General features: G+C 72.0%; 15 protein-coding genes. 10 read left to right on the top strand and 5 right to left on the bottom strand.

Annotated elements, in window-relative coordinates; translation table 11 throughout:
• Positions 1–9: 9 nt before the first annotated feature.
• Together C6361_RS14875 and C6361_RS14870 are read right to left on the bottom strand one after the other, a co-directional pair.
• Positions 10–1,767, bottom strand: a complete 1,758-nt coding sequence (locus C6361_RS14875) for an ATP-binding protein (protein WP_107268097.1) — start codon at positions 1,765–1,767, stop codon at positions 10–12.
• Between the two features lie 344 nt (positions 1,768–2,111).
• Entirely contained in the window at positions 2,112–2,855 is a 744-nt protein-coding gene (locus tag C6361_RS14870) for a pyrimidine reductase family protein (protein ID WP_107268096.1), read from the bottom strand.
• A 149-nt stretch (positions 2,856–3,004) separates the two neighbouring features.
• Here C6361_RS14870 and C6361_RS14865 point away from each other — a divergent pair, with 149 nt between their 5' ends.
• The 6 genes from C6361_RS14865 (at position 3,005) to C6361_RS14840 (ending at position 9,989) form a co-directional block, all read left to right on the top strand.
• Positions 3,005–3,550: a plasmid pRiA4b ORF-3 family protein gene (locus tag C6361_RS14865; protein ID WP_107258694.1), complete on the top strand. Its 546-nt coding sequence runs from the start codon at positions 3,005–3,007 to the stop codon at positions 3,548–3,550.
• A gap of 458 nt (positions 3,551–4,008) precedes the next feature.
• Positions 4,009–5,319 carry an extracellular solute-binding protein gene (locus C6361_RS14860; protein WP_107258695.1) on the top strand — a complete coding sequence of 437 codons (1,311 nt, stop codon included), beginning with the start codon at positions 4,009–4,011 and terminating at the stop codon, positions 5,317–5,319.
• A gap of 132 nt (positions 5,320–5,451) precedes the next feature.
• On the top strand, positions 5,452–6,435 hold the full coding sequence (locus C6361_RS14855; RefSeq protein WP_107258696.1) for a carbohydrate ABC transporter permease: 984 nt from the start codon (positions 5,452–5,454) through the stop codon (positions 6,433–6,435).
• Positions 6,436–6,539: 104 nt separating this feature from the next.
• Complete coding sequence (locus tag C6361_RS14850; RefSeq protein WP_234359610.1) at positions 6,540–7,340, top strand: carbohydrate ABC transporter permease; 801 nt, start codon at positions 6,540–6,542, stop codon at positions 7,338–7,340.
• A complete protein-coding gene (locus C6361_RS14845; RefSeq protein ID WP_107268095.1) occupies positions 7,337–8,770 on the top strand; it encodes a GH1 family beta-glucosidase in 1,434 nt (477 codons plus the stop codon). The genes C6361_RS14850 and C6361_RS14845 overlap by 4 nt, the downstream gene beginning before the upstream one ends.
• A gap of 175 nt (positions 8,771–8,945) precedes the next feature.
• Positions 8,946–9,989, top strand: coding sequence for a LacI family DNA-binding transcriptional regulator (locus tag C6361_RS14840; protein WP_107258698.1), 1,044 nt, complete (start codon positions 8,946–8,948; stop codon positions 9,987–9,989).
• 31 nt (positions 9,990–10,020) lie between these two features.
• On the opposite strand, the gene C6361_RS14835 is transcribed toward C6361_RS14840, so the two are convergent.
• Positions 10,021–11,256, bottom strand: a complete 1,236-nt coding sequence (locus C6361_RS14835; protein WP_107268094.1) for an acyl-CoA dehydrogenase family protein — start codon at positions 11,254–11,256, stop codon at positions 10,021–10,023.
• A gap of 103 nt (positions 11,257–11,359) precedes the next feature.
• Entirely contained in the window at positions 11,360–12,469 is a 1,110-nt protein-coding gene (locus tag C6361_RS14830; RefSeq protein WP_107268093.1) for a phosphotransferase family protein, read from the bottom strand.
• A 218-nt stretch (positions 12,470–12,687) separates the two neighbouring features.
• Between C6361_RS14830 and C6361_RS14825 the strand changes: the two genes are divergently transcribed.
• Both C6361_RS14825 and C6361_RS14820 read left to right on the top strand, forming a co-directional pair.
• Complete coding sequence (locus C6361_RS14825; protein WP_107268092.1) at positions 12,688–13,440, top strand: amino acid-binding protein; 753 nt, start codon at positions 12,688–12,690, stop codon at positions 13,438–13,440.
• A gap of 53 nt (positions 13,441–13,493) precedes the next feature.
• A complete protein-coding gene (locus tag C6361_RS14820; RefSeq protein ID WP_107268091.1) occupies positions 13,494–14,816 on the top strand; it encodes a GNAT family N-acetyltransferase in 1,323 nt (440 codons plus the stop codon).
• Between the two features lie 143 nt (positions 14,817–14,959).
• Here C6361_RS14820 and C6361_RS14815 read toward each other — a convergent pair whose 3' ends face one another.
• On the bottom strand, positions 14,960–16,537 hold the full coding sequence (locus tag C6361_RS14815) for an aldehyde dehydrogenase family protein (RefSeq protein WP_107268090.1): 1,578 nt from the start codon (positions 16,535–16,537) through the stop codon (positions 14,960–14,962).
• Between the two features lie 773 nt (positions 16,538–17,310).
• On the opposite strand from C6361_RS14815, the gene C6361_RS14810 reads away from it, so the two are divergent.
• Together C6361_RS14810 and C6361_RS38835 are read left to right on the top strand one after the other, a co-directional pair.
• Complete coding sequence (locus tag C6361_RS14810) at positions 17,311–20,157, top strand: glycoside hydrolase family 9 protein (RefSeq protein WP_234359503.1); 2,847 nt, start codon at positions 17,311–17,313, stop codon at positions 20,155–20,157.
• Between the two features lie 185 nt (positions 20,158–20,342).
• Positions 20,343–20,468, top strand: a complete 126-nt coding sequence (locus tag C6361_RS38835; RefSeq protein ID WP_255416221.1) for a hypothetical protein — start codon at positions 20,343–20,345, stop codon at positions 20,466–20,468.
• The last annotated feature ends 26 nt before the right edge of the window (positions 20,469–20,494 follow it).

Below are 20,494 nucleotides of genomic sequence, written 5' to 3'. Positions count from 1 at the left end.
CACCCACTGCTAGAAGGGGATGTCGTCGTCGGTGAGGGTTCCGGCCCGGGAGCCGACCACCGCGAACGGGTCGGCGGCCTGGGTGATCGACCGGAGCGTCCCGGTCGGCGCGGCACCGGCCTCGGAGACCCGGGTCGCCCAGGCCGGGAAGGGGAAGTCCAGGCAGAGCGGCACCGGGATGTCCGGCTGGTTGACGAACATCGTGCCCGGCTTGGCCAGCAGCGCCCGCTGCCGCTGCGCGGCGGGGAGGAAGCCGTACTCCGGGCGGGACGCCTCGGCCGGGTCGAGCCGGCCGACCACCCGGATCGCCGAGTTGGTGACGATGCGCCGCTCCACCTCGCTGGCGGTCTGCTGCGCCCCGATCAGGATCACCCCGAGCGAGCGGCCCCGCTCGGCGATGTCGAGCAGCACCTCCTTGATCGGCGAGGAGCCCTCCCGGGGGGCGTACTTGTTCAGCTCGTCGAGGACGACGAAGAGCAGCGGCTTGGCGGTGCCGGCCTTCTCCTTGCGCTCGAACTCGGTCTTCAGGGTCACCCCGACCACGAACCGCTGCGCCCGGTCCGGCAGGTTGTGCAGGTCGACCACGGTCACCTGGGCGCTCTCGGCGGTGTTCACGCTGTGCGGACGGCGGGTGGCGAGGTCGCCCCGGATCAGCCGGGCCAGATCCTTCTTGCTGCCGATCAGCCGCCGGGCGAAGGCGTTGACGGTGCCCATGTTGACCGCGCTGCCGGCCCACTCCGAGCGGGTCTCGTCGTCGGTGAGCTGCTCGACGATGTGGTCGACCAGGTCGGGGTAGGAGTTGATCCGTACCCCGTCGACGCTGACCCCGCCGTCGGCGGGCTGGGCATACCTGGCCAGGTGGGCGGCGACCGAGTGCACCACCATGGTGTATTGCTGGCGCTCGTCGTCGGCGTCGGCGAAGACGTAGGGCAGGAGACGGTCGGCGCAGAACTCGGTCAGCGTCCAGTAGAAGCTGTCGACCCCGGAGAGCCGGCTGCTCACGTCGGGGGTGCCGGAGGAGTCGCCGGCCCGGGGCGGGGCGTAGACCCGGACGTCCGGGAAGGCTCCGGCGTCCAGCCCCAGCTTCGCGTACGTCTCGGTGGTGGCCGCGTCCAGCCGGCTGTTCGGGTGGTCGAGGAAGAGCAGGTCCTCGCCCTTGACGTTGAAGATCAGTGCCTTGGCGTTCACCGCGTCGCCGCCGAGCACCCCGGAGCGGAAGACCGAGTAGAGCAGGAAGGTGGCGAAGCTGGTCTTGGTGGCCACCCCGGAGATGCCGGAGATCGAGACGTGCGCGCCCCGGCTGCCGTCCAGGAAGTCGGCGTTGAGGAAGACCGGCACGCCGTCCCGGCCGATCCCCATCGGCACCCGGCGCTCCATCCGGTCGAAGTGCAGCGCCGCCGACCGGGCCTCGCCCTCGGCCCGGTAGACGACCGCGCCGGGGGAGGGCGGGACGTAGAACTCCGGGTCGACCCGGGTGGTGGTGATCTCGGCCGCCTCCTGCACCATCGCCGGCAGGGTGCCGTCGGCGATGGCGAAGACGTCGGAGTCGAACTGCGCCCCCTCGTGCCGGGCCCGGACCTGGGTGACCACCCCGGCGATGGTGACCGGCTCCCGGTCCGGCAGCTCGCGGCGGGTCACCACCACGTCGTCGAGCTGGAGGTAGCTGCCCGGGGTGACGGCCGTCCAGAACTGCAACGGGGTGGCGTCGGCGGTGCCCAGCACCCGGCCGACCTCCGCTCCCGGAGCCTCGGGTGGGCTGTCGGTCACCGTGCCACTCCGCTGGGTGTCGCCCCGGTCGGTGTCGCGTCGGTCAGGGTGAGAATCTGGTCAAGACACACGAGTCGCATCCTGCCTCACTAGTACGACACCGTGCCAACGCGGCGCGGCGGTGCGGCCGGGTGGTCGTCGGGTTCGTCCCGCGCTCGGTCGTACACGGCTGCTTTGCGACGCATTAACCAGATCTTGGCGGTCCGCTCCCGGTGCCCGACTAGCCTCCTGCGCCATGATGACCCTCAATCCACCCGTCGGCCGGGGCAACACGCCGGCACCGGTCGGGCGCGGCGCCGGCCGGAGTCGGCGTACCACTGCCTCCGGGGCACCGCCGGGCCGGCTCAGCCGCGGACGTACCGGAGCAGCAGCTCGTCCCCGGCGGCGAGGACGTGCCGCAGCGACATCCCCTGCGGCGTGGTGGTCGGCCCGGCGGTGATCCGCCCGGCGCCCGGACCGGTCAGCATCGGCGCCACCGTCAGGCAGACCTCGTCGACCAGGCCGGCGGCGGTCAGCGAGCCGAAGAGGTGCGGCCCGCCCTCGCAGAGCACCTGGCCGTGCCCACGGCGGTGCAGCTCGGCGAGGCCGGCGGCCAGGTCGACCCGCTCCTCGCCGCGGCGCAGCAGCTCGGCGACGCCGTCGAGCCCGGCCGGCGCCTCGGCCCGCTCGGCGGTGAGCACCACCGGCCGGACCGGGGCGTCCGCGAAGGCCGCCGACTCCGGGTCGAGGTTCAGCGCCCGGGAGACCACGACCAGGGTCGGGTACTCGGCCAGCCCGTGCTCCCGGCGCCAGGCCCGGCGCCGCTCGTCGAGCCGGAGCGCCCGGTACGCCTCGTGCCGCAGCGTGCCCGCGCCGACCAGCAGCACGTCGCAGACCATCCGGAGCAGCCCGAAGACCCGCTTGTCCGGCGCGGAGGAGAGCCCGGCGGAGTGGCCGTCCAGCTCGACCGCACCGTCGACGCTGGCGACGAAGTTCATCCGGAGGTGGGGCCGGTCGGGGCGGGGATAGAGCGCGATCAGCGCCGACTCGTCCAGGGCAGCCGGCGTGGGGTCGGGCCACAGCCGGGTTATTCCGACATTACCGGTCATTCGCTGGCCGGACCGGTGACCGGAGGTACGGGTGCGGGGGTACGGTGCTGGCAGTCGCACCAGTTGCGGCCCCGGCAGTCGTCGTGCCTGTCGTCCCGGCAGGCTCGGCAGATCATGCCGGTAAGCCTATGCCGAGAGGGTGGGAGACGATGCGCCGTCAGATCTTCCAGCTCAAGGTGTCGCTCGCCGACGTCACACCGCCGGTCTGGCGGCGGGTGCTGGTGCCGGGCGGCTACACCCTGGACCGGGTGCACCGGCTGTTCCAGTCCGTACTGGGCTGGCAGAACTGCCACCTGCACTCGTTCGAGATCGACGGGGTGCAGTACGGCGTACCGGATCCGGAGGGTGAGCTGACGCTCCGCGACGAGCTGGACACCCGGCTGGACGCGGTGGCGACCAAGGGTGGCCGGTTCCTCTACACCTACGACTTCGGCGACTGGTGGGAACACGACGTGATCGTCGAGGACGTCTTCGGCGCCGATCCCGACGAGCGGTACCCGGTCTGCACCGCCGGTGCGGGGGCCTGCCCGCCGGAGGACGTCGGTGGCCCGTACGGCTACCGCCGGTTCCTCGCCGCGATGGCCGACCCGGACCATCCGGAGCACGAGTCGCTGCGCGACTGGCTGGGGCGACCCTTTGATCCGTCGACCTTCGACGCCGGCCGGGCGAGCACCCTGGCCCGCTGGCTGAGCTGATCCGGGTACGCCGGGAGGGGTCGCCGGGCGGCGGCCGGCACCGGCCACTGTGCAGCGCTGACCGGCGGAGCGGCACCGCCTGATCGACCGGCGTCGGGCCGGAGGTCGGCGCACGCGTTACCTCGGGGATAACGCCCGCTTTGCGGGTGAGTGACCCGGCGCCGACGGTAACGAAATGGGAACGCTCCCAGATGCCCATTGACACCCCCGAAACGCGCCGGCAATCTCATGGGAGCGCTCCCGGCGGTTTGTGGCCCAAGCCACAGAACCGTTGAGGTGGCGTCAAACCGAATCCCATGGCACGGCGCCGGGCGACCCGCCCGGCGCCGGTCGGCGGTCGGACACACGCACCTTCGCGCCACCGAACGACCCGGGACACCGGCATCAGCAGCACGGTCGACACAGATGAATCTCCGACACCACCACAACACGAGTTACCCACCTGAGAGGGGTCAGGGATGAGCGTCATCAGGCGCCGGCTCCGCACCGTCGCGGTCGCCGCGCTCGCCGCGGGCGTGGCTCTCGGCAGCACGGCGTGCAGCAAGAGCGACAACGATGGGTCCACCGGCGAAGGGGGACAGGTCAAGCTGGTCCTGCAGACCTTCCAGAACTTCGGTTACGACCAGGCGATCAAGGACTTCGAGGCCGCCAACCCCAACATCAAGGTCGAGCACCAGAAGATGGGCGAGCTGCGCGACTTCCAGCCGAAGCTGGTGCAGTGGCTCGCCGCGGGCAGCGGTGCCGGCGACGTGGTCGGGCTCGAAGAGGGCGTGCTGCTGGGGTACGTGCAGAACCACGACAAGTTCGCCAACCTGCTGGAGCTCGGTGCCGACGAGCTGAAGTCCAACTTCCCCGAGTGGAAGTGGAACAACGCCATGACCCCGGACGGCAAGAAGCTGATCGGGCTCGGCACCGACGTCGGCGGCCTGGCGATGTGCTACCGCAAGGACCTCTTCCAGCAGGCCGGCCTGCCGACCGACCGCGAAGAGGTGTCGCAGCGGATCAGCACCTGGCAGGACTACATCGCGCTGGGCAAGGAGTTCAAGGCCAGCGGCAAGGCCAAGGCCGCCTGGCTGGACAGCGCGACCAGCCTGATGCAGCCGCACGTCATGCAGAACTCCGAGACGTTCTTCTTCGACAAGGACAACAAGTTCATCGGCGACACCAACCCGGTCGTCAAGCAGACCTGGGACATGGGCCTGCAGATGGCAGCCGACGGACTGACCGCCAAGGCGCAGCGCTGGAGCGCCGACTGGGACGCCGCCTTCAAGAACTCGGCGTTCGCCACCATCCCGTGCCCGGCCTGGATGACCGAGGGCGTCATCGCGCCGAAGTCCGGCCCGGCGAACGCCGGCAAGTGGGACATCGCCAAGATCCCCGGCGGTGGCGGTAACTGGGGCGGCTCCTACCTCGCGGTGCCGGCGCAGACCAAGCACCCGAAGGAGGCGTACCTGCTGGCCAAGTACCTGACCAGCAAGGAGGGCCACCTGGCGGCGTTCAAGGAGGCCGGTGCCATGCCGTCCGACATCGCCGGCATCGAGGACCCGGCGTTCAAGGACAAGAAGAGCGAGTACTTCAGCGGCGCCCCGACCGGCGAGATCTTCGGTGAGAGCGTCAAGAACATGAAGCCGGTCTTCCTCGGCGCCAAGCACCAGCAGATCTGGGAGACGGTGGTCGAGCCGCAGATGCAGGCGGCCGAGCGCGGCCAGCTCAGCTCGGACGCCGCCTGGAAGAAGGCGATGGACGAGGCCAAGAAGCTGACCAGCTAGGTCGACCGGTGACCTGCCGCGCCCACGGGTGAGCAGTGCCCGTGGGCCGGCGGCGGTGCCCACACCCCCCGCGAGGGTGTGGGCACCGCCGCGAGGTCACCGGCCGGTCCACCTCCCCGGAAGGACCCCGCAATGAGCTCTGTCGTCGGCGCGGCACCACCACGGCACGCTGCCACGCCACCCACCCCGGAACCGACGCACCGCCGGCGGTCGTACCGCCTGGGGCGCTGGGACATCAAGTACTCGCCGTACCTCTACGTCGCCCCGTTCTTCCTCCTCTTCGGGGTCTTCGGCCTCTTCCCGGTCCTCTACACGGTCTACGTCTCGCTCTTCGAGTACGACCTGCTCAGCGGCACCAAGGAGTTCGTCGGGCTGGAGAACTACCGGGTCCTGCTGGACGACTCGCAGTTCTGGAACGCCGCCTACAACACCTTCGGCATGTTCGTGCTCAGCACCGTGCCGCAGCTCGTGGTGGCGCTGATGATCGCCAACCTGCTAAACCGGCAGATGCGCGGCCGCACCCTGTTCCGGATGGGGATCCTGATCCCCAACATCACCTCGGTGGCCGCGGTCGGCATCATCTTCGCGCTGATCTTCGCCGACCGGTACGGCCTGGTGAACTGGCTGCTCGGCACCGTCGGAATCGACCCGATCGCCTGGCGGGACAACCGCTACGCCTCCTGGTTCGCGATCGCCTTCATGGTCGACTGGCGGTGGACCGGCTACAACGCGCTGATCTACCTCGGCGCGATGCAGGCCATCCCCAAGGACCTCTACGAGTCGGCGTCGCTGGACGGGGCCTCCACCTGGCGGCAGTTCTGGAAGATCACCGTCCCGCTGATCCGGCCGACCATCCTCTTCACGATCATCATCTCCACCATCGGCGGTCTGCAGATCTTCACCGAGCCCCTGATGTACGGCTTCGGGCTGATCCGCGGCGGCGCCTCGAACGAGTTCCAGACGCTGGCGATGTACATCTACGAACGGACCTTCACCGGCAACTTCGAGTACGGGTCCGGCGCCGCGATGTCCTGGCTGCTCTTTCTGATGATCGTCATCTTCGCGTTGATCAACTTTGCGATGGTCCGCCGCTCGGTCAAGGGGGAGCAGAAGTGACCACCATCCAGACTCTGCCCCGTACCGTCAGCCCGACGCCGCAGCCGTCCCGCCGACGCCGCGGCCGGGGCGCGCCCGGGGCCCGGCTCTGGCAGGCCAGCCCGCTGACCTACCTCGCGCTGGTGATCGGCTCGGTGCTCTCGGTCTTTCCGATCGTCTGGTCGTTCATCATCACCTCCCGGGACAACAGCGCGGTCTACGAGATGCCGCCGACCCCGGGCGGCAAGCTCTTCAGCAACATCGAACGGATGCTGGCCAACGAGGACGCCGCGTTCCTCTACGGCCTGGTCAACTCGGCCGTGGTCTCCTCCGTGGTGACCATCTCGGTGATCTTCTTCTCCACCCTGGCCGGCTTCGCCTTCGCCAAGCTCAAGTTCCGGGGCAGCAACGCGCTGCTGCTGGTGATCATCCTGACCATGATGGTCCCGACCCAGCTCGGCATCATCCCGCTCTACCTGATGATGGTGGAGCTGGGCTGGACCGGCACCCTCCAGGCGGTCATCGTGCCGTTCCTGGTCCAGGGCTTCGGGGTCTTCATGATGCGCCAGTACGCGATGTCGGCGGTCAGCGACGAGCTGATCGAGGCCGCCCGGCTCGACGGCTGCTCCACCTGGCGGGTCTACTGGAACGTGGTGCTGCCGGCACTGCGCCCGGCGGCGGCCGTACTCGGCCTGCTGACCTTCATGCAGACCTGGAACGAGTTCCTCTGGCCGTTCGTCGTGCTCACCCCCGACACGCCGACGGTGCAGTACTCGTTGAAGATCCTTTCGTCCGGCCTCTACCAGACGGATTATGTAGCTCTGTTCGCCGGCACCGCGCTGGCGACCCTGCCGCTGCTGATCGTGTTCATCATCTTCGGCCGCCAGATCATCGGCGGCATCATGGAAGGCGCCGTCAAGTCGTGAGCAACTCCACGAGCCCACTGTCCACGCAACTGCTCGAGGAGGGCCAAGGCGCGACCTTTCCCCCCGGCTTCGTCTGGGGCGCGGCGACCGCGGCGTACCAGATCGAGGGGGCGGTGCACGAGGGCGGTCGAAGCGCATCGATCTGGGACACCTTCAGCCACACCCCCGGGCGGGTCCTCCAGGGGCACACCGGCGACGTCGCCTGCGACCACTACCACCGGTACCGCGACGACGTGGCGCTGATGGCCGAGCTGGGGCTGAAGGCGTACCGGCTCTCGGTGGCCTGGCCCCGGATCCAGCCGGACGGGCACGGCCCGGGCAACCAGGCCGGGCTGGACTTCTACCGGCGGCTCGCCGACGAGCTGCTCGAACACGGCATCGAGCCGTGGATCACCCTCTACCACTGGGACCTGCCGCAGGCGATCGAGGACGCCGGCGGCTGGCCGAACCGGGACACCGCCGCCCGGTTCGCCGAGTACGCCGAGCTGACCGTCGCGGCCCTCGGTGACCGGGTCCGGCACTGGATCACCCTGAACGAGCCGTGGTGCTCGGCGTTCCTGGGCTACGGCTCCGGGGTGCACGCGCCGGGGCGTACCAACCCGGGCGAGGCGGTCCGGGCGGCGCACCACCTGATGCTCGGGCACGGCCTGGCCACCCAGGCCATCCGGGCGGCCCGGCCGGACGTCGAGATCGGGGTGACTCTCAACCTCTACGCCGTCTCCCCGCAGACCTCCTCCGACGACGACGCCGACGCGGCCCGCCGGATCGACGGGCTGGCCAACCGGATCTTCCTGGACCCGGTGCTGCGCGGCAGCTACCCGGCGGACGTGGTCGCCGACCTGGCGGCGGTGAGCGACTTCGGGCACGTCCAGGACGGCGACCTGGAGACCATCTCCACCCCGATGTCGTTCCTCGGCATCAACTACTACAGCCGGCACGTGGTCGCCGCCCCGGTCGAGGGCGTCGAGCCGGAGCCGTACTGGCGGGCCCAGTCCTGCTGGCCCGGCAGCGAACAGGTCCGGTTCGTCACCCGGGGCGTGCCGGTGACCGACATGAACTGGGAGATCGACGCCCCGGGGCTGGTCGAGACCCTGGAGCGGGTGCACCGGGAATACCCGGAACTGCCGCTCTACATCACCGAGAACGGCTCCGCCTTCGTCGACGAGGTGGTGGACGGCCGGATCGACGACACCGACCGGCTCGGCTACTTCGACGCGCACCTGCGGGCCTGCCACTCCGCGATCTCCGCCGGGGTGCCGCTGCGGGGCTACTTCGCCTGGTCACTGCTTGACAACTACGAGTGGGCGTGGGGCTACACCAAGCGCTTCGGCATGGTCTACGTCGACTACGAGAGCCAGCGCCGGATACCGAAGTCGAGCGCCAGGTGGTACGCCGAGGTGATCCGACGTAACGGTTTGGCCGCACAATGAACCTTGTTCGACCTCTCCGTGCGGTCCGTCGTGCCCCTAGGTGAGCGTTGGGGTGCCGGCACCGCGCTGTCCAGGTTGAACAGGGTTCAATAGGCGTGGTCAGCCAGTATTGGGGGTGCCCGGCACCGACCCGCGGAGGGTCGGTGCCGGACATCCGACGTCGGAGGGACAGACGATGACAACCCAGCGCACCCGCTCGCTCGGGCGGCCCACCCTGGACGCGGTCGCCGCCCGCGCCGGAGTGGGGCGGGGCACCGTGTCCCGCGTCGTCAACGGATCACCCCAGGTGAGCCCCGAGGCCCGGGCGGCGGTGCAGCGGGCCATCGCCGAGTTGGGCTACGTGCCGAACCGGGCGGCCCGGGCCCTGGTCACCCAGCGGACCGACTCGGTGGCCCTGGTGGTCTCCGAGTCGGAGGAGCGGGTCTTCGGCGAGCCGTTCTTCGCCGGCATCGTGCGGGGGATCAGCTCCGCACTGCTGGAGACCCCGATGCAGCTCTGGCTGGCGATGGCCCAGTCACCGGCCGAGCGGGAGCGGGTCGAGCACCACCTGACCAACCAGCACGTGGACGGGGTGCTCCTGCTCTCGCTGCACGACGCCGACCCGCTGCCGACCCTGCTGGAGCAGCGCGGGCTGCCGACCGTGCTCGGCGGCCGGCCGGCCCGGATGCTCGGCGACCCGTCCGGGGCGTACTTCGTCGACGTGGACAACGCCGGAGGCGCCCGGCAGGCGGTCGAACACCTGGTCGGGCAGGGCCGCAAGCGGGTGGCGACCATCGCCGGCCCGCAGGACATGGGCGTCGGCGTGGCCCGGCTGGCCGGCTACCAGGACGCGGTACGGGAGAGCGGCGGGCTGGTCAGCGACGCCATGATCGCGTACGGCGACTTCAGCGAGACCAGCGGCGCGGCGGCGATGCGCCGGCTGCTGGACAGCTGCCCCGATCTCGACGCGGTCTTCGTCGCCTCCGACCTGATGGCCTGCGGGGCGCTGCGGGCGCTGCGCGAGTCCGGCCGGCGGGTGCCGGAGGACGTGGCGGTGGTCGGCTTCGAGGACGCCCCGATCGCCCGGCAGACCGAGCCGCCGCTGACCACCGTCTTCCAGCCGATGGAGGAGATGGGGCGGCAGATGGCCCGGCTGCTCGTCTCGCGGATCCGCCGGGAGGAGCGCGAGGTGCCGTACGTGCTGCTCGACACCCACCTGGTGCACCGCCAGTCCGCCTGAGCCGGGGTACACCGGCGCCGCGGCTCACGCCTCAGTCGGCCGTCCAGCGCCGCAGCTCGCGGCGGGCCAGCGCGGCCCGGTGCACCTCGTCCGGGCCGTCGGCGAGCCGGAGGGTACGGGCACCGGCCCAGAGCGCGGCCAGCGGGGTGTCCTGGCTGACCCCGGCCCCGCCGTGCGCCTGGATGGCCTTGTCGATCACCCACTCGGCCATCGCCGGTGTCACGATCTTGATCGCCTGGATCTCGGTGTGCGCACCCTTGTTGCCGACCGTGTCCATCAGCCAGGCGGTCTTGAGCACCAGCAGCCGGGCCTGCTCGATCCGGACCCGGGACTCCGCGATCCACTCCTGCACCACACCCTGCTCGGCCAGCGGCCGGCCGAACGCGACCCGCCCGGCGGCCCGCCGGCAGAGGAGTTCCAGGGCACGTTCGGCCATCCCGACCAGGCGCATGCAGTGGTGGATCCGGCCCGGACCGAGCCGCGCCTGCGCGATCGCGAAACCGTCGCCGGGCCCGCCGATCAGCTGGTCCGCCGGCACGCGTACGCCGTCGAAGCTCACCTCGGCGTGCCCGCCGTGCGCGCCGTCGGAGTAGCCGAAGACGGTCAGGCCGCGCCGCACCGTCACGCCCGGGGCGTCCCGGGGCACCAGCACCATGGAGTGCTGCCGGTGCCGGGGCGCCGCCGGATCGGTCTTGCCCAGCACGACGAAGATCCCGCAGCGCGGGTCCATCGCCCCGGTCGACCACCACTTCCGCCCGGTGACCACGTAGTCGTCGCCGTCCCGGACGATGCCCGTCTCGATGTTGGTCGCGTCCGAGGAGGCCACCTCCGGCTCCGTCATGCAGAACGCCGAGCGCAGCTCGCCGTCGAGCAGCGGGCGCAGCCAGCGCTCCCGCTGCGCCGGGGTGCCGAAGTCGGCCAGCAGCTCCATGTTGCCGGTGTCCGGGGCGGCACAGTTGAGCGCCTCCGGGGCCAGCTGCGGGCTGCGGCCGGTCAGCTCGGCGAGCGGGGCGTACTGGAGGTTGCTGAGCCCGGCACCGTACTCGGGATGTGGCAGGAAGAGGTTCCACAGGCCCCGGCGGCGGGCCTCGGCCTTGAGTTCGGCCATGATCGGCGGCCGGCTCCACGGTCCGGCACCGGTCGCCGGGTCGGCGGCGGCGGCGACCTGCTCGGCGTAGACCGGTTCGGCCGGCAGGATCCGGTCGGTCAGGAAGTCGTGCAGCGCCTCGTGCAGCTCGGCGGTGCGCGCGTCGAATCCGAAGTCCATCGATACTCCTCGGCGGTAGCGCTCGGCGGGGTTTGCGGGGTGCCTGCCCGGGTGATGCCGCCCCGGGAGCGGTGGACGCGCCGCTGCGGCGCGGCGCGCCGGGTCAGTTCCGGCCGAGGGCGGCCAGGCCGTACCCGACCAGCGGGTCGACGAGGGCGCCGATCCGGTCGAAGCCCTCGCCGACGGTCTGCCCCAGGGTGTGCCGGTAGTGGATGCCCTCGCAGATGACGGCGAGCTTGAAGCAGCCCAGCGCCACGTGCCAGTCCAGCGGGCCGACGTCGACGTCGCTGCGGGCCGCGTACCGGTCGATCAGCTCGGCACCGGACGGGAACCCGGCGCGCGGGCCGAGCCCGTCGGCGACCGGGTTTCCGGCGGCGGCGTCGGAGTCGCCGAGCACATCCCAGTAGGTCAGCAGCAGGCCCAGGTCGGCGAGCGGGTCGCCGAGGGTGGCCATCTCCCAGTCGAGTACCGCCCGGATCGTCACCGCCGGACTCCTCGCGGTCTCGCCCGGTGCGGGACCGCAGTCGGCGATCAGGTTGTCGAGCCGGTAGTCGCCGTGCACGATCCGCCCGGCGTTCAGGCCGTCCGGCGCGGTCGCGGCCAGCCGTCGGCGTAGCTCGTCGATGCCGGGCAACGGCCGGCTGCGGGACCGGTCGAGCTGCCCGCCCCAGCGGCGCACCTGCCGGGCCAGGAAGCCCTCCGGCCGGCCGAAGTCGGCCAGCCCGACGGCGGCCGGGTCGACGGTGTGCAGCGTCGCCAGCACGTCCATCATGACCAACGCCAGCTCACGGCGCTGGGCCGGCGTCAACGGGTCGGTCTGGTCCCGGCTGCGGTAGACCACCCCCGGCACCCGCTCCATCAGGTAGAACGGCGCGCCGAGCACCGCCTCGTCGGAGCAGAGCAGCAGGGCGGCCGGCACCGGTACCCCGGTCGGGGCGAGCGCCGAGATCACCCGGAACTCCCGGACCATGTCGTGCGCGGTGGCCAGCACGTGCCCGAGCGGCGGGCGGCGGAGTACGAACTCGTGCGCGCCGGCCCGGACCAGATAGGTGAGGTTCGAGCGGCCGCCGAGGACGAGTTCCGCCCGGAGCGGGCCGGTCAGCAGGTCGGGGCGGTGCGCCGCCAGGTGCCCGGTCAGCCGGTCCAGGTCGAGCCCGGACGGCGACCCGGCGGGTGGCTCCGGCCGGACGGCGTTGGCCGGCGGATCGGTCATCGAGACAGTTGATGGCATCTGGGCCGTCCAGTCAAGCCCGGGCCGGCCCTCGGCCCCCGGGGTCGGGCCGGTCGACGGGAAGCGGGCCCGGGTTGGCGCCGCTTCGGGGTTTTGCTGCCGGGACATGCCACGGCAACAGGGGCGAAATGGTCATCGGGCAGCCTGGTTGACAGCTCGCCGGCGGAACGCGCGCCGGTCCGCCGACGGAGGGGACGGACATGTTGCTGAGGGTTCGGGTGACCCTGCCGGATCGACCCGGAACGCTCGGTCAGGTCGCTCGTACGCTGGGCGTCGCCGGTGCCGACATCGTGCAGGTGGTGGTCTTGGAGCGGCTGGGCGGCCGGGCCGTGGACGACTTCACCGTGGTCTGGCCGGGTGCGTCCCGGGTCGACCGGCTCTGCGCCGGGCTCGCCGCCATCCCCGGGGTACGGGTCAACGGCATGTGGCGGGCGATCGGCGCGCCGAACGGCGGCGGGCAGGACGCCGAACTGCTCACCCAGATCGCCGCGAACCCGGCCGACGGGCTGGCCACCCTCGTCGACGCGGTACCCGGGCTGCTCGCCGCGGACTGGGCGGCGGCGGCCGTGGTACCGGCGGACTGGGCGGCACGCGCCGGTGCGGGTGCCGGGACGGTCCGGGGCGGCGGCTCGCCCGCGGTGGCGTACGCGAGCTGGCGGGCACCGGCACCGCTGGAGCTGCCCGAGGTGACCCCGCTGCGGGCCCGCTCGCTGAACGGTCCGGCGGGCACCCACTACGCGGTCGCCCCCTTCGGCCGGGCGGGGCTGGTGCTGATGCTGGCCCGGGTGGACGGCGACGGGCTGACGGCGGCCGGTTTCCACGTCACCGAGGTCGACCGGATCGCCCAGCTGGTGCGGGCCGCCGCGACGATCCTCGGCGACCGGCTCGACCTGGTCAGCGCCCCACCGGCGGAACCCGGCCCGCTGCCGGCGGTGATGACCCGTCACGGCTGAGCAACCGGCGGGTAACAGCGGGCGGGCAGGCTGGAGCCGGGAAGGGAGTGCAGATGACACTGTGGCGGATCAGGGCGACCGTGGTCGACCGGCCGGGATTCCTCTCCGTCCTCACCGCGAGTCTCGCGCTGCGCGGGGTGAACATCCTCGCCGTGCAGGTGCACACCACCGAGGCGGGGGCGGTCGACGACTTCCTGGTCGACGCGCCGCCCGGGTTGACCGCGGACGACCTGGTGGCGGCGGTGGAGCGCGGGCGCGGCCGGAACTGCTGGGTGGCCCGCAGCGAGGCGCGGGGGTTGGCCGACCAGCCGACCCGGGCGCTCGGGCTGGCCAGCCGGCTGGTCCGGGATCCGGACGCGCTCGGCGAGTCGCTGCGCAGCCTGCTCAGCGCCGACTCGGTCACCTGGCGGCCGGTGCTCTCCGGTCCGGCGGGTCCGGGGCACGGCGCCGAGACGATGCGGCTGCCCGACCCGTACGGCGGCTCCTTCGAGGTGCTGCGGACGGCGCCGAGCTTCACCCCGGCCGAGTACGCCCGCGCCCAGGCACTGGTGGACCTGGCCGCCGCGGTGGCCCGGCAGGCCGCCGACCGGGTGACCCTGGTGCTGCCGGACGGCGCCGAGCTGGCCGTACGTCCGGCCGTCGGAGACGACCTGCCGGCGGTGCTGGAGATGCACAGGCGCTGCTCGGCGCGGAGCCTGGGTCAGCGCTATCCGGCGCGCGGCTCGGTGCCAGCGCAGCGGCTGGCCCGGCTGCTCTCCCCGGCGCGCGGGGTCACCCTGCTGGCCTGGGCCGGTGGCGGGGACGGCCGGCCGGAGCGGGTGGTGGCGATGGCGAACCTGGCCGCCGAGGGGATGCTCGCCGAACTCGCCCTGCTGGTCGAGGACGACTGGCAGCGCCGTGGCCTCGGCGGTGCCCTGTTGCGCCGCCTGGTCGGGTACGGCACCCGGGCCGGCTGCGCCGCGCTGCTCGCGCACACCTCGGCCGAGAACGTGCCGATGCTGCGCCTCCTGGACCGGCTGCACCGGCCGGAGACCGTCGACCGCGACGGCGAGCTGCTGACGGTCACCGTGCCACTGCACGACCGACCCGCAGTGCCACCGCACGAGCGACCCGCCGCGCTGTTGCACGATCAGCCCGCCGGGCCACCGCACGACCGATCCGTCGCGCCACAGCACGATCAGCCCGCCGGGCCGCTGTACGACCGGCGTGCCGGGTCACGGCGCGACCAGCCCGCCGGAGCGCTGCACGATCGGCCGGCCGGGGCGTCGAACCGCCAGCCGGCCGTGCCGCTCCCACGCGAGCCGGCCGTGCCGCTCCCACGCGAGCCGGCCGTGCCGGTGCCCGACGCCGAGACTCCGGCCGCCGCCGAGGCGTAGCGGCACGGAACAGACCCGGCGGTCCGGTCCTGGTGCAGGACCGGACCGGCGGAACCGCCTGACTGGGGCGAGATGGAAGGGGGCCCCTCCGGTAGGACGGCCGGAGGGGCCCCCTTTCCGGGCCGGCCGCCCGGCCCGGGCGCTCAGGTGGCCGGGTAGCTGGCGTAGTCCGGGAAGTTGCCGTACAGCCGCTGGGCGGAGGAGCTGACGGTGACGGCCTGCACCAGCAGGTCGCCGCCGACGAAGGCGCCCTTCCAGGAGGCGCCCCGGCCGCCGAACGGCTCGTCCCGGTCGCCCCGGGACCGGGGCCGGTTGATGCCGACCTTGAACGCCTGGAGGTCGACCGCGAGCTTCGCCGCGGTCTCCTCGTCGTCGCAGGCGAGGCTGGCCACCAGGGCGCCGTTGCTGGCGTTCATCGCGGCCAGCAGTTCGTCGGGGGTGTCCACCACCACGATGGTGTCGACCGGGCCGAACGGCTCGGTGTGCATCAGCCGGGACCGGCCGGGCGGAGCCAGCAGCACCGACGGGGCCACGTACGCCGAGGTGTCCTGGCCGGCCAGGAACGGCGCCCCGTCCAGCCGCCCCCGGTGCAGCGGCACGGCTCCGCCCCGTACCGCCTCGTCCACCTTGCGGCGCAGCTCGTCGGCCTTGGCGGCGCTGATCAGCGGGCCGAAGTCGAGCTCGGGCAGCGGGTCGCCCTCGGCCCAGTCCTGGTCGACCGCCAGCGGGTGTCCGAACCGGACCGAGCGGACCACCGGCAGGTACATGTCGAGGAACTGGTCGACCAGTTCCCGCTGCACCACGAAGCGCGGGTACGCGGTGCAGCGCTGCTTGCCGTACTCGAAGCCCTTCTTCAGGTGCTTGGCGAGGTTGTCCCAGTCGGAGAACTCCCAGATGCCCCAGGCGTTCAGCCCCTCCTGTTCGATCATGTGCCGCTTGTCGGTGTCGAGCAGCGCGGCGGCGACCTTGCCGCCGTTGGAGCGGCCGCCGACGAAGGCCACCGCGCCGATCTCGGGCGCCCGGACCAGCACCTCGGAGAGCTCCTCGCCGCCGCCGCTGAGCAGGGTGGCGGGCAGCCCGGCCCGGCGCATCAGCGCGTGCGCCACGGTGAGGCAGACCGCCCCGCCCTGGGACGGCGTCTTGGCGATCACCGCGTTGCCGGCGAGCAACTGCACGAGTTCGGCGTGCACCAGCACGCTCATCGGGTAGTTCCAGCTCGCGATGTTGCTGACCGGACCGGCCAGCGGTTCGCGGCCGTCGGCCAGCATCCGGTCGATCTCCCCGACGTACCACCGCACGCCGGTCAGGGCCCGGTCCACGTCGGCGCAGGCGAGTCGCCACGGCTTGCCGATCTCCCAGACGAGCAGCAGGGCCAGCAGGTCCCGGTGCTCGGTCAGCGCGTCGAGTGCCTCGACGACCCGGGCCTTGCGGTCGGCCAGCGGGGTGGCGGCCCAGTCGCGGTGCTCGTCGGCGGCGAACGCGACGGCGGCCCGGGCCGACTCCGCGGCCAGCCGGGCGAGGTTGACCAGTACGGTGTTGTCCACCGGGGTACGCACCGGGCTCGGCGTACCGACGGACTGCCAGGCGCCTTCGACCAGGTTGCGCAGGGTGACCGCGCCGCCGGACCGGTCGGTGTGCAGGGTGAACGCTTCGGGGGTCGCCCGCACCGCCCGGGCCAGGGTCTCCGGCCAGGCGGTGCGGTCGGCAAGGCGTAGTGCCATCGCTGTCTCCTCGGAGTTTGTCGGCCGGCTGACCCGTCGTTGTCCAGGCTCGCCAGAGGCCGGAACGATCAGCGTGCGGCGGCGTCGATGGCACCGCTGATCTGGGGTTTTGTCTCCCTGATCTGGCCGTACCCTCTCCCGGGCCGCGCGGCGGCGGCAACCGTACGCTCGTATCCCAGGACGCGGGTTCCGCCAGTTGGCCCCGATCTTCGGCCGGCTGAGTCGGCACTCACCGCTCTGAGCTGGGCGGACGTCGCGTTCCTATCGAGGCGGCTGGATGGTGTGAGTATCGTCAACGGCGCAGGAAAGGGCTTTCCTCTGGACTTTCCGGCGGCCGGATGCTCGGTGTGCCGCCGCAGGTGTCGCCGGTTTGGGTCCTTCACAAACCGGCAATGGCGCGGTTACATTGTTGGCTATCCATGGGAGCGCTCCCGGGACTCCGATGGACCGAGATCCACCCCCTCGCACCGGCACCACCGCAGCACGGTTTTCCCCGGCCCAGCACCCGCGTCGTGCACCGCGCAGGGAGAGGGGCGGATGCGCCCACATCCGCCCCTCGTGTCCTCCGCTACGCGTCGCCGCGCGCGGCTCCACGGACAGGAGCAATTCTAGTGCGCGACCGCATTGCCCCGGCCCGGCCGAACGGGCAACGTCCCCGGCCCGGTCCCCGGCCCAAGCCAGGCGCCCGGCAACGCCTCGACGGTCGGCAGCGACCAGACGGCCGGCAGCGGCCCGACCGCGGCCAGCGGCCGGGCCGCTGGTACCTCCGGGCGGTGACCGCCGGCAGCACCGCGCTGGCCGCCGCCGCCGCGCTGGTGCTGACCGGGGTCGCCCCGGCGACAGCCGGCCCGGGTACGACGGCCGGGGCCGGATCGGCGCCGACCGCCGCCCCGGCCCTCAACTACGCCGAGGCGCTACAGAAGTCGCTCTACTTCTACGAGGCCCAGCAGTCCGGCCCGCTGCCCGACTGGAACCGGGTCTCCTGGCGCGGCGACTCGGCGCTGACCGACGGCTCCGACGTCCGGCTCGACCTCACCGGCGGCTGGTACGACGCCGGTGACCACGTCAAGTTCGGCTTCCCGATGGCGTTCAGCGCCACCATGCTGGCCTGGGGCGCCGTCGAGTACCGCAGCGGCTACCAGGCGTCCGGCCAGCTCCCGCACCTGCTCAACAACCTGCGCTTCGTCAACGACTACTTCATCCGGGCGCACCCCTCGGCCAACGTCCTCTACGGGCAGGTCGGCAAGGGCGACGACGACCACAAGTGGTGGGGGCCGGCCGAGGTGCTGCCGATGGCGCGGCCGGCGTACAAGATCGACGCAAGCTGTGGCGGCGCGGACCTGGCCGGCGAGACGGCGGCGGCGATGGCCGCCTCCTCGATGGTGTTCCGGCCCACCGACCCGGCCTACGCGGACCGGCTGGTCACGCACGCCCGCCAGCTCTACACCTTCGCCGACACCGTGCGCCGGGCCTACCACGAGTGCATCACCGACGTCACGAACTTCTACCGCTCCTGGAGCGGCTACCAGGACGAACTCGTCTGGGGCGCGATCTGGCTCTACCGGGCCACCGGGGACGCCAGCTACCTGACCAAGGCCGAGAGCGAGTACGACCGGCTCGGCACCGAGCCGCAGCAGAGCAACCGGCTCTACAAGTGGACGGTGGCCTGGGACAACAAGCAGTTCGGCGCGTACGTGCTGCTGGCCAACCTGACCGGCAAGCAGAAGTACGTCGACGACGCCAACCGCTGGCTCGACTACTGGACCGTCGGGGTGAACGGGGAGAAGGTGCGTACCTCGCCGGGCGGGATGGCGGTGCTGGACACCTGGGGCGCGCTGCGGTACGCCGCCAACACCGCCTTCGCGGCACTCGTCTACAGCGACCGGACCACCGACACGACCCGGAAGAGCCGCTACCACGACTTCGCGGTCCGGCAGATCAACTACGCCCTCGGCGACAACCCACGCAACTCCAGTTACATGATCGGCTTCGGTGCCAACCCGCCGAAGAACCCGCACCACCGCACCGCGCACGGCTCCTGGTGGGACAGCATGCAGGTGCCGGAGGCGACCCGGCACACCCTCTACGGTGCCCTGGTCGGCGGCCCGTCCTCGCCGAACGACGCCTACACGGACAACCGGAGCGACTACGTGATGAACGAGGTCGCCACCGACTACAACGCCGGGCTCACCTCCGCGCTGGCCCGGCTCGTCTCCGAGTACGGCGGCTCGCCGCTGGCGAGCTTCCCGCCGACCGAGCGGCCGGACATCGACGAGATCACCGTGGAGACCACGGTGATGCAGGCCGAGCCGAGGGCCACCGGGATCAAGGCGATCGTCTACAACAAGTCCGCCTTCCCGGCCCGGGCGCTCACCGAATCCTCGTTCCGGTACTACTTCCGGCCGGAGGGGAGCAGCGCGATCCAGGTGACCAGCGGCTACACCCAGGGCTGCCCGGCGCCGACCGCCGCCCGGCAACTCTCCGGCGACATCTGGTACGTCGAGGTGGACTGCTCCGGCTACACCATCGCCCCGGCCGGGCAGTCGGCGCACCGGATGGAGGTGCAGTTCAAGATCGGCGTACCCGAGGGCGGCACCTGGGATCCGAGCAACGACCCGTCGTACCAGGCCGCCGCCGGGCCGAACCCGAAGGTGACGCTCTACGAGGACGGCTCGCTGATCTGGGGCGCCGAACCGGCACCGTCCGCACCGGACAACACCGCGCCGAGCCGGCCGGGCACCCCCACCGTTAGCGCGGTGACCGCCACCGGAGCCGCCCTGAGCTGGAGCGCCGCCACCGACGACGTCGGAATCGCCGGCTACGACGTCTACCGGGAGAACGGCGCCAGCGACCTCCTGCTCGGTTCGGCGGCCACGCCGACCTTCGCGGTGACCGGGTTGGTCGCCGAGACGACGTACCAGTTCTACGTGGTGGCCAGGGACGCCGCCGGCAACCGCTCCACGGCGTCCGCGCCGGTCTCGGTGACCACCAGTCCGGCCGGGACCGGCGACACCACCCCACCGGGTACGCCCGGCACCCCGACCGCCTCGGCGGTGACGGCGACCGGAGCCACGCTGACCTGGACCGCACCGACCGACAACGTGGGCGTCACCGGTTACCGGGTCTACCGGGAGGCCGGCGCCACCGACGCCCTGCTCGGCTCGCCGAGCACGCCGACGTTCCCGGTCAGCGGGCTGACCGCCGGCAGCACGTACCAGTTCTACGTGGTCGCGGTGGACGCGGCCGGCAACGTCTCGGCGGCGTCGGCGCCGGTCTCGGTGAACACCCCGGGCGCACCGGCCGGCGGCTGCCGGATCGGCTGGACCGGCAACGACTGGAGCACCGGATTCAGCGGCACCATCACGATCACGAACACCGGGACGAGCACGGTCGACGGCTGGAGCCTCGCCTTCGCCTTCGCCGCCGGCCAGCGGATCACCCAGGCCTGGTCGGCGACCGTGACCCAGTCCGGTACGGCGGTCACCGTCACCAACGTCGGCTACAACGGCACGCTCGCCCCGGGTGCGTCGACCAGTTTCGGATTCAACGGGACACACACCGGCAGCAACCCCCGGCCAACGTCGTTCACGCTCAACGGCGTGGCCTGCGCGACCGGCTGATCCGTCCCTTGGCCGGTCCCCGCCGGGGCCGTCGGGCGGTAACCAGCAGGCTGCCCGACGGCCCCGGTCCGGTGCACGGCTAGCTGTAGTGACCATGAGCGTTGTTGACGGCGTGTCGGCTTGATCGATGGAGAGACCTCCGGCGAGGTGTGAGGTGCTGACGCCCATACCTACCGGAGGTCTCTATGGCCCACCGTAACGCCCGGCTCCGGCTGATGGCCGCCCGCCTCGCTGGCGAGGACATCGAGCCGCAGGGCCCGATCGAGACCGAAGCGGCTCGACGCCTCGACAACGAACTCAACCAGAAGTAGTCATCCAGTTACCCAACACTCTCTCA

Origin of the sequence: Plantactinospora sp. BC1 (genome assembly GCF_003030345.1) — a bacterium.
GTDB lineage: Bacteria > Actinomycetota > Actinomycetes > Mycobacteriales > Micromonosporaceae > Plantactinospora.
This window is presented reverse-complemented; position numbering and strand designations above follow the sequence as displayed.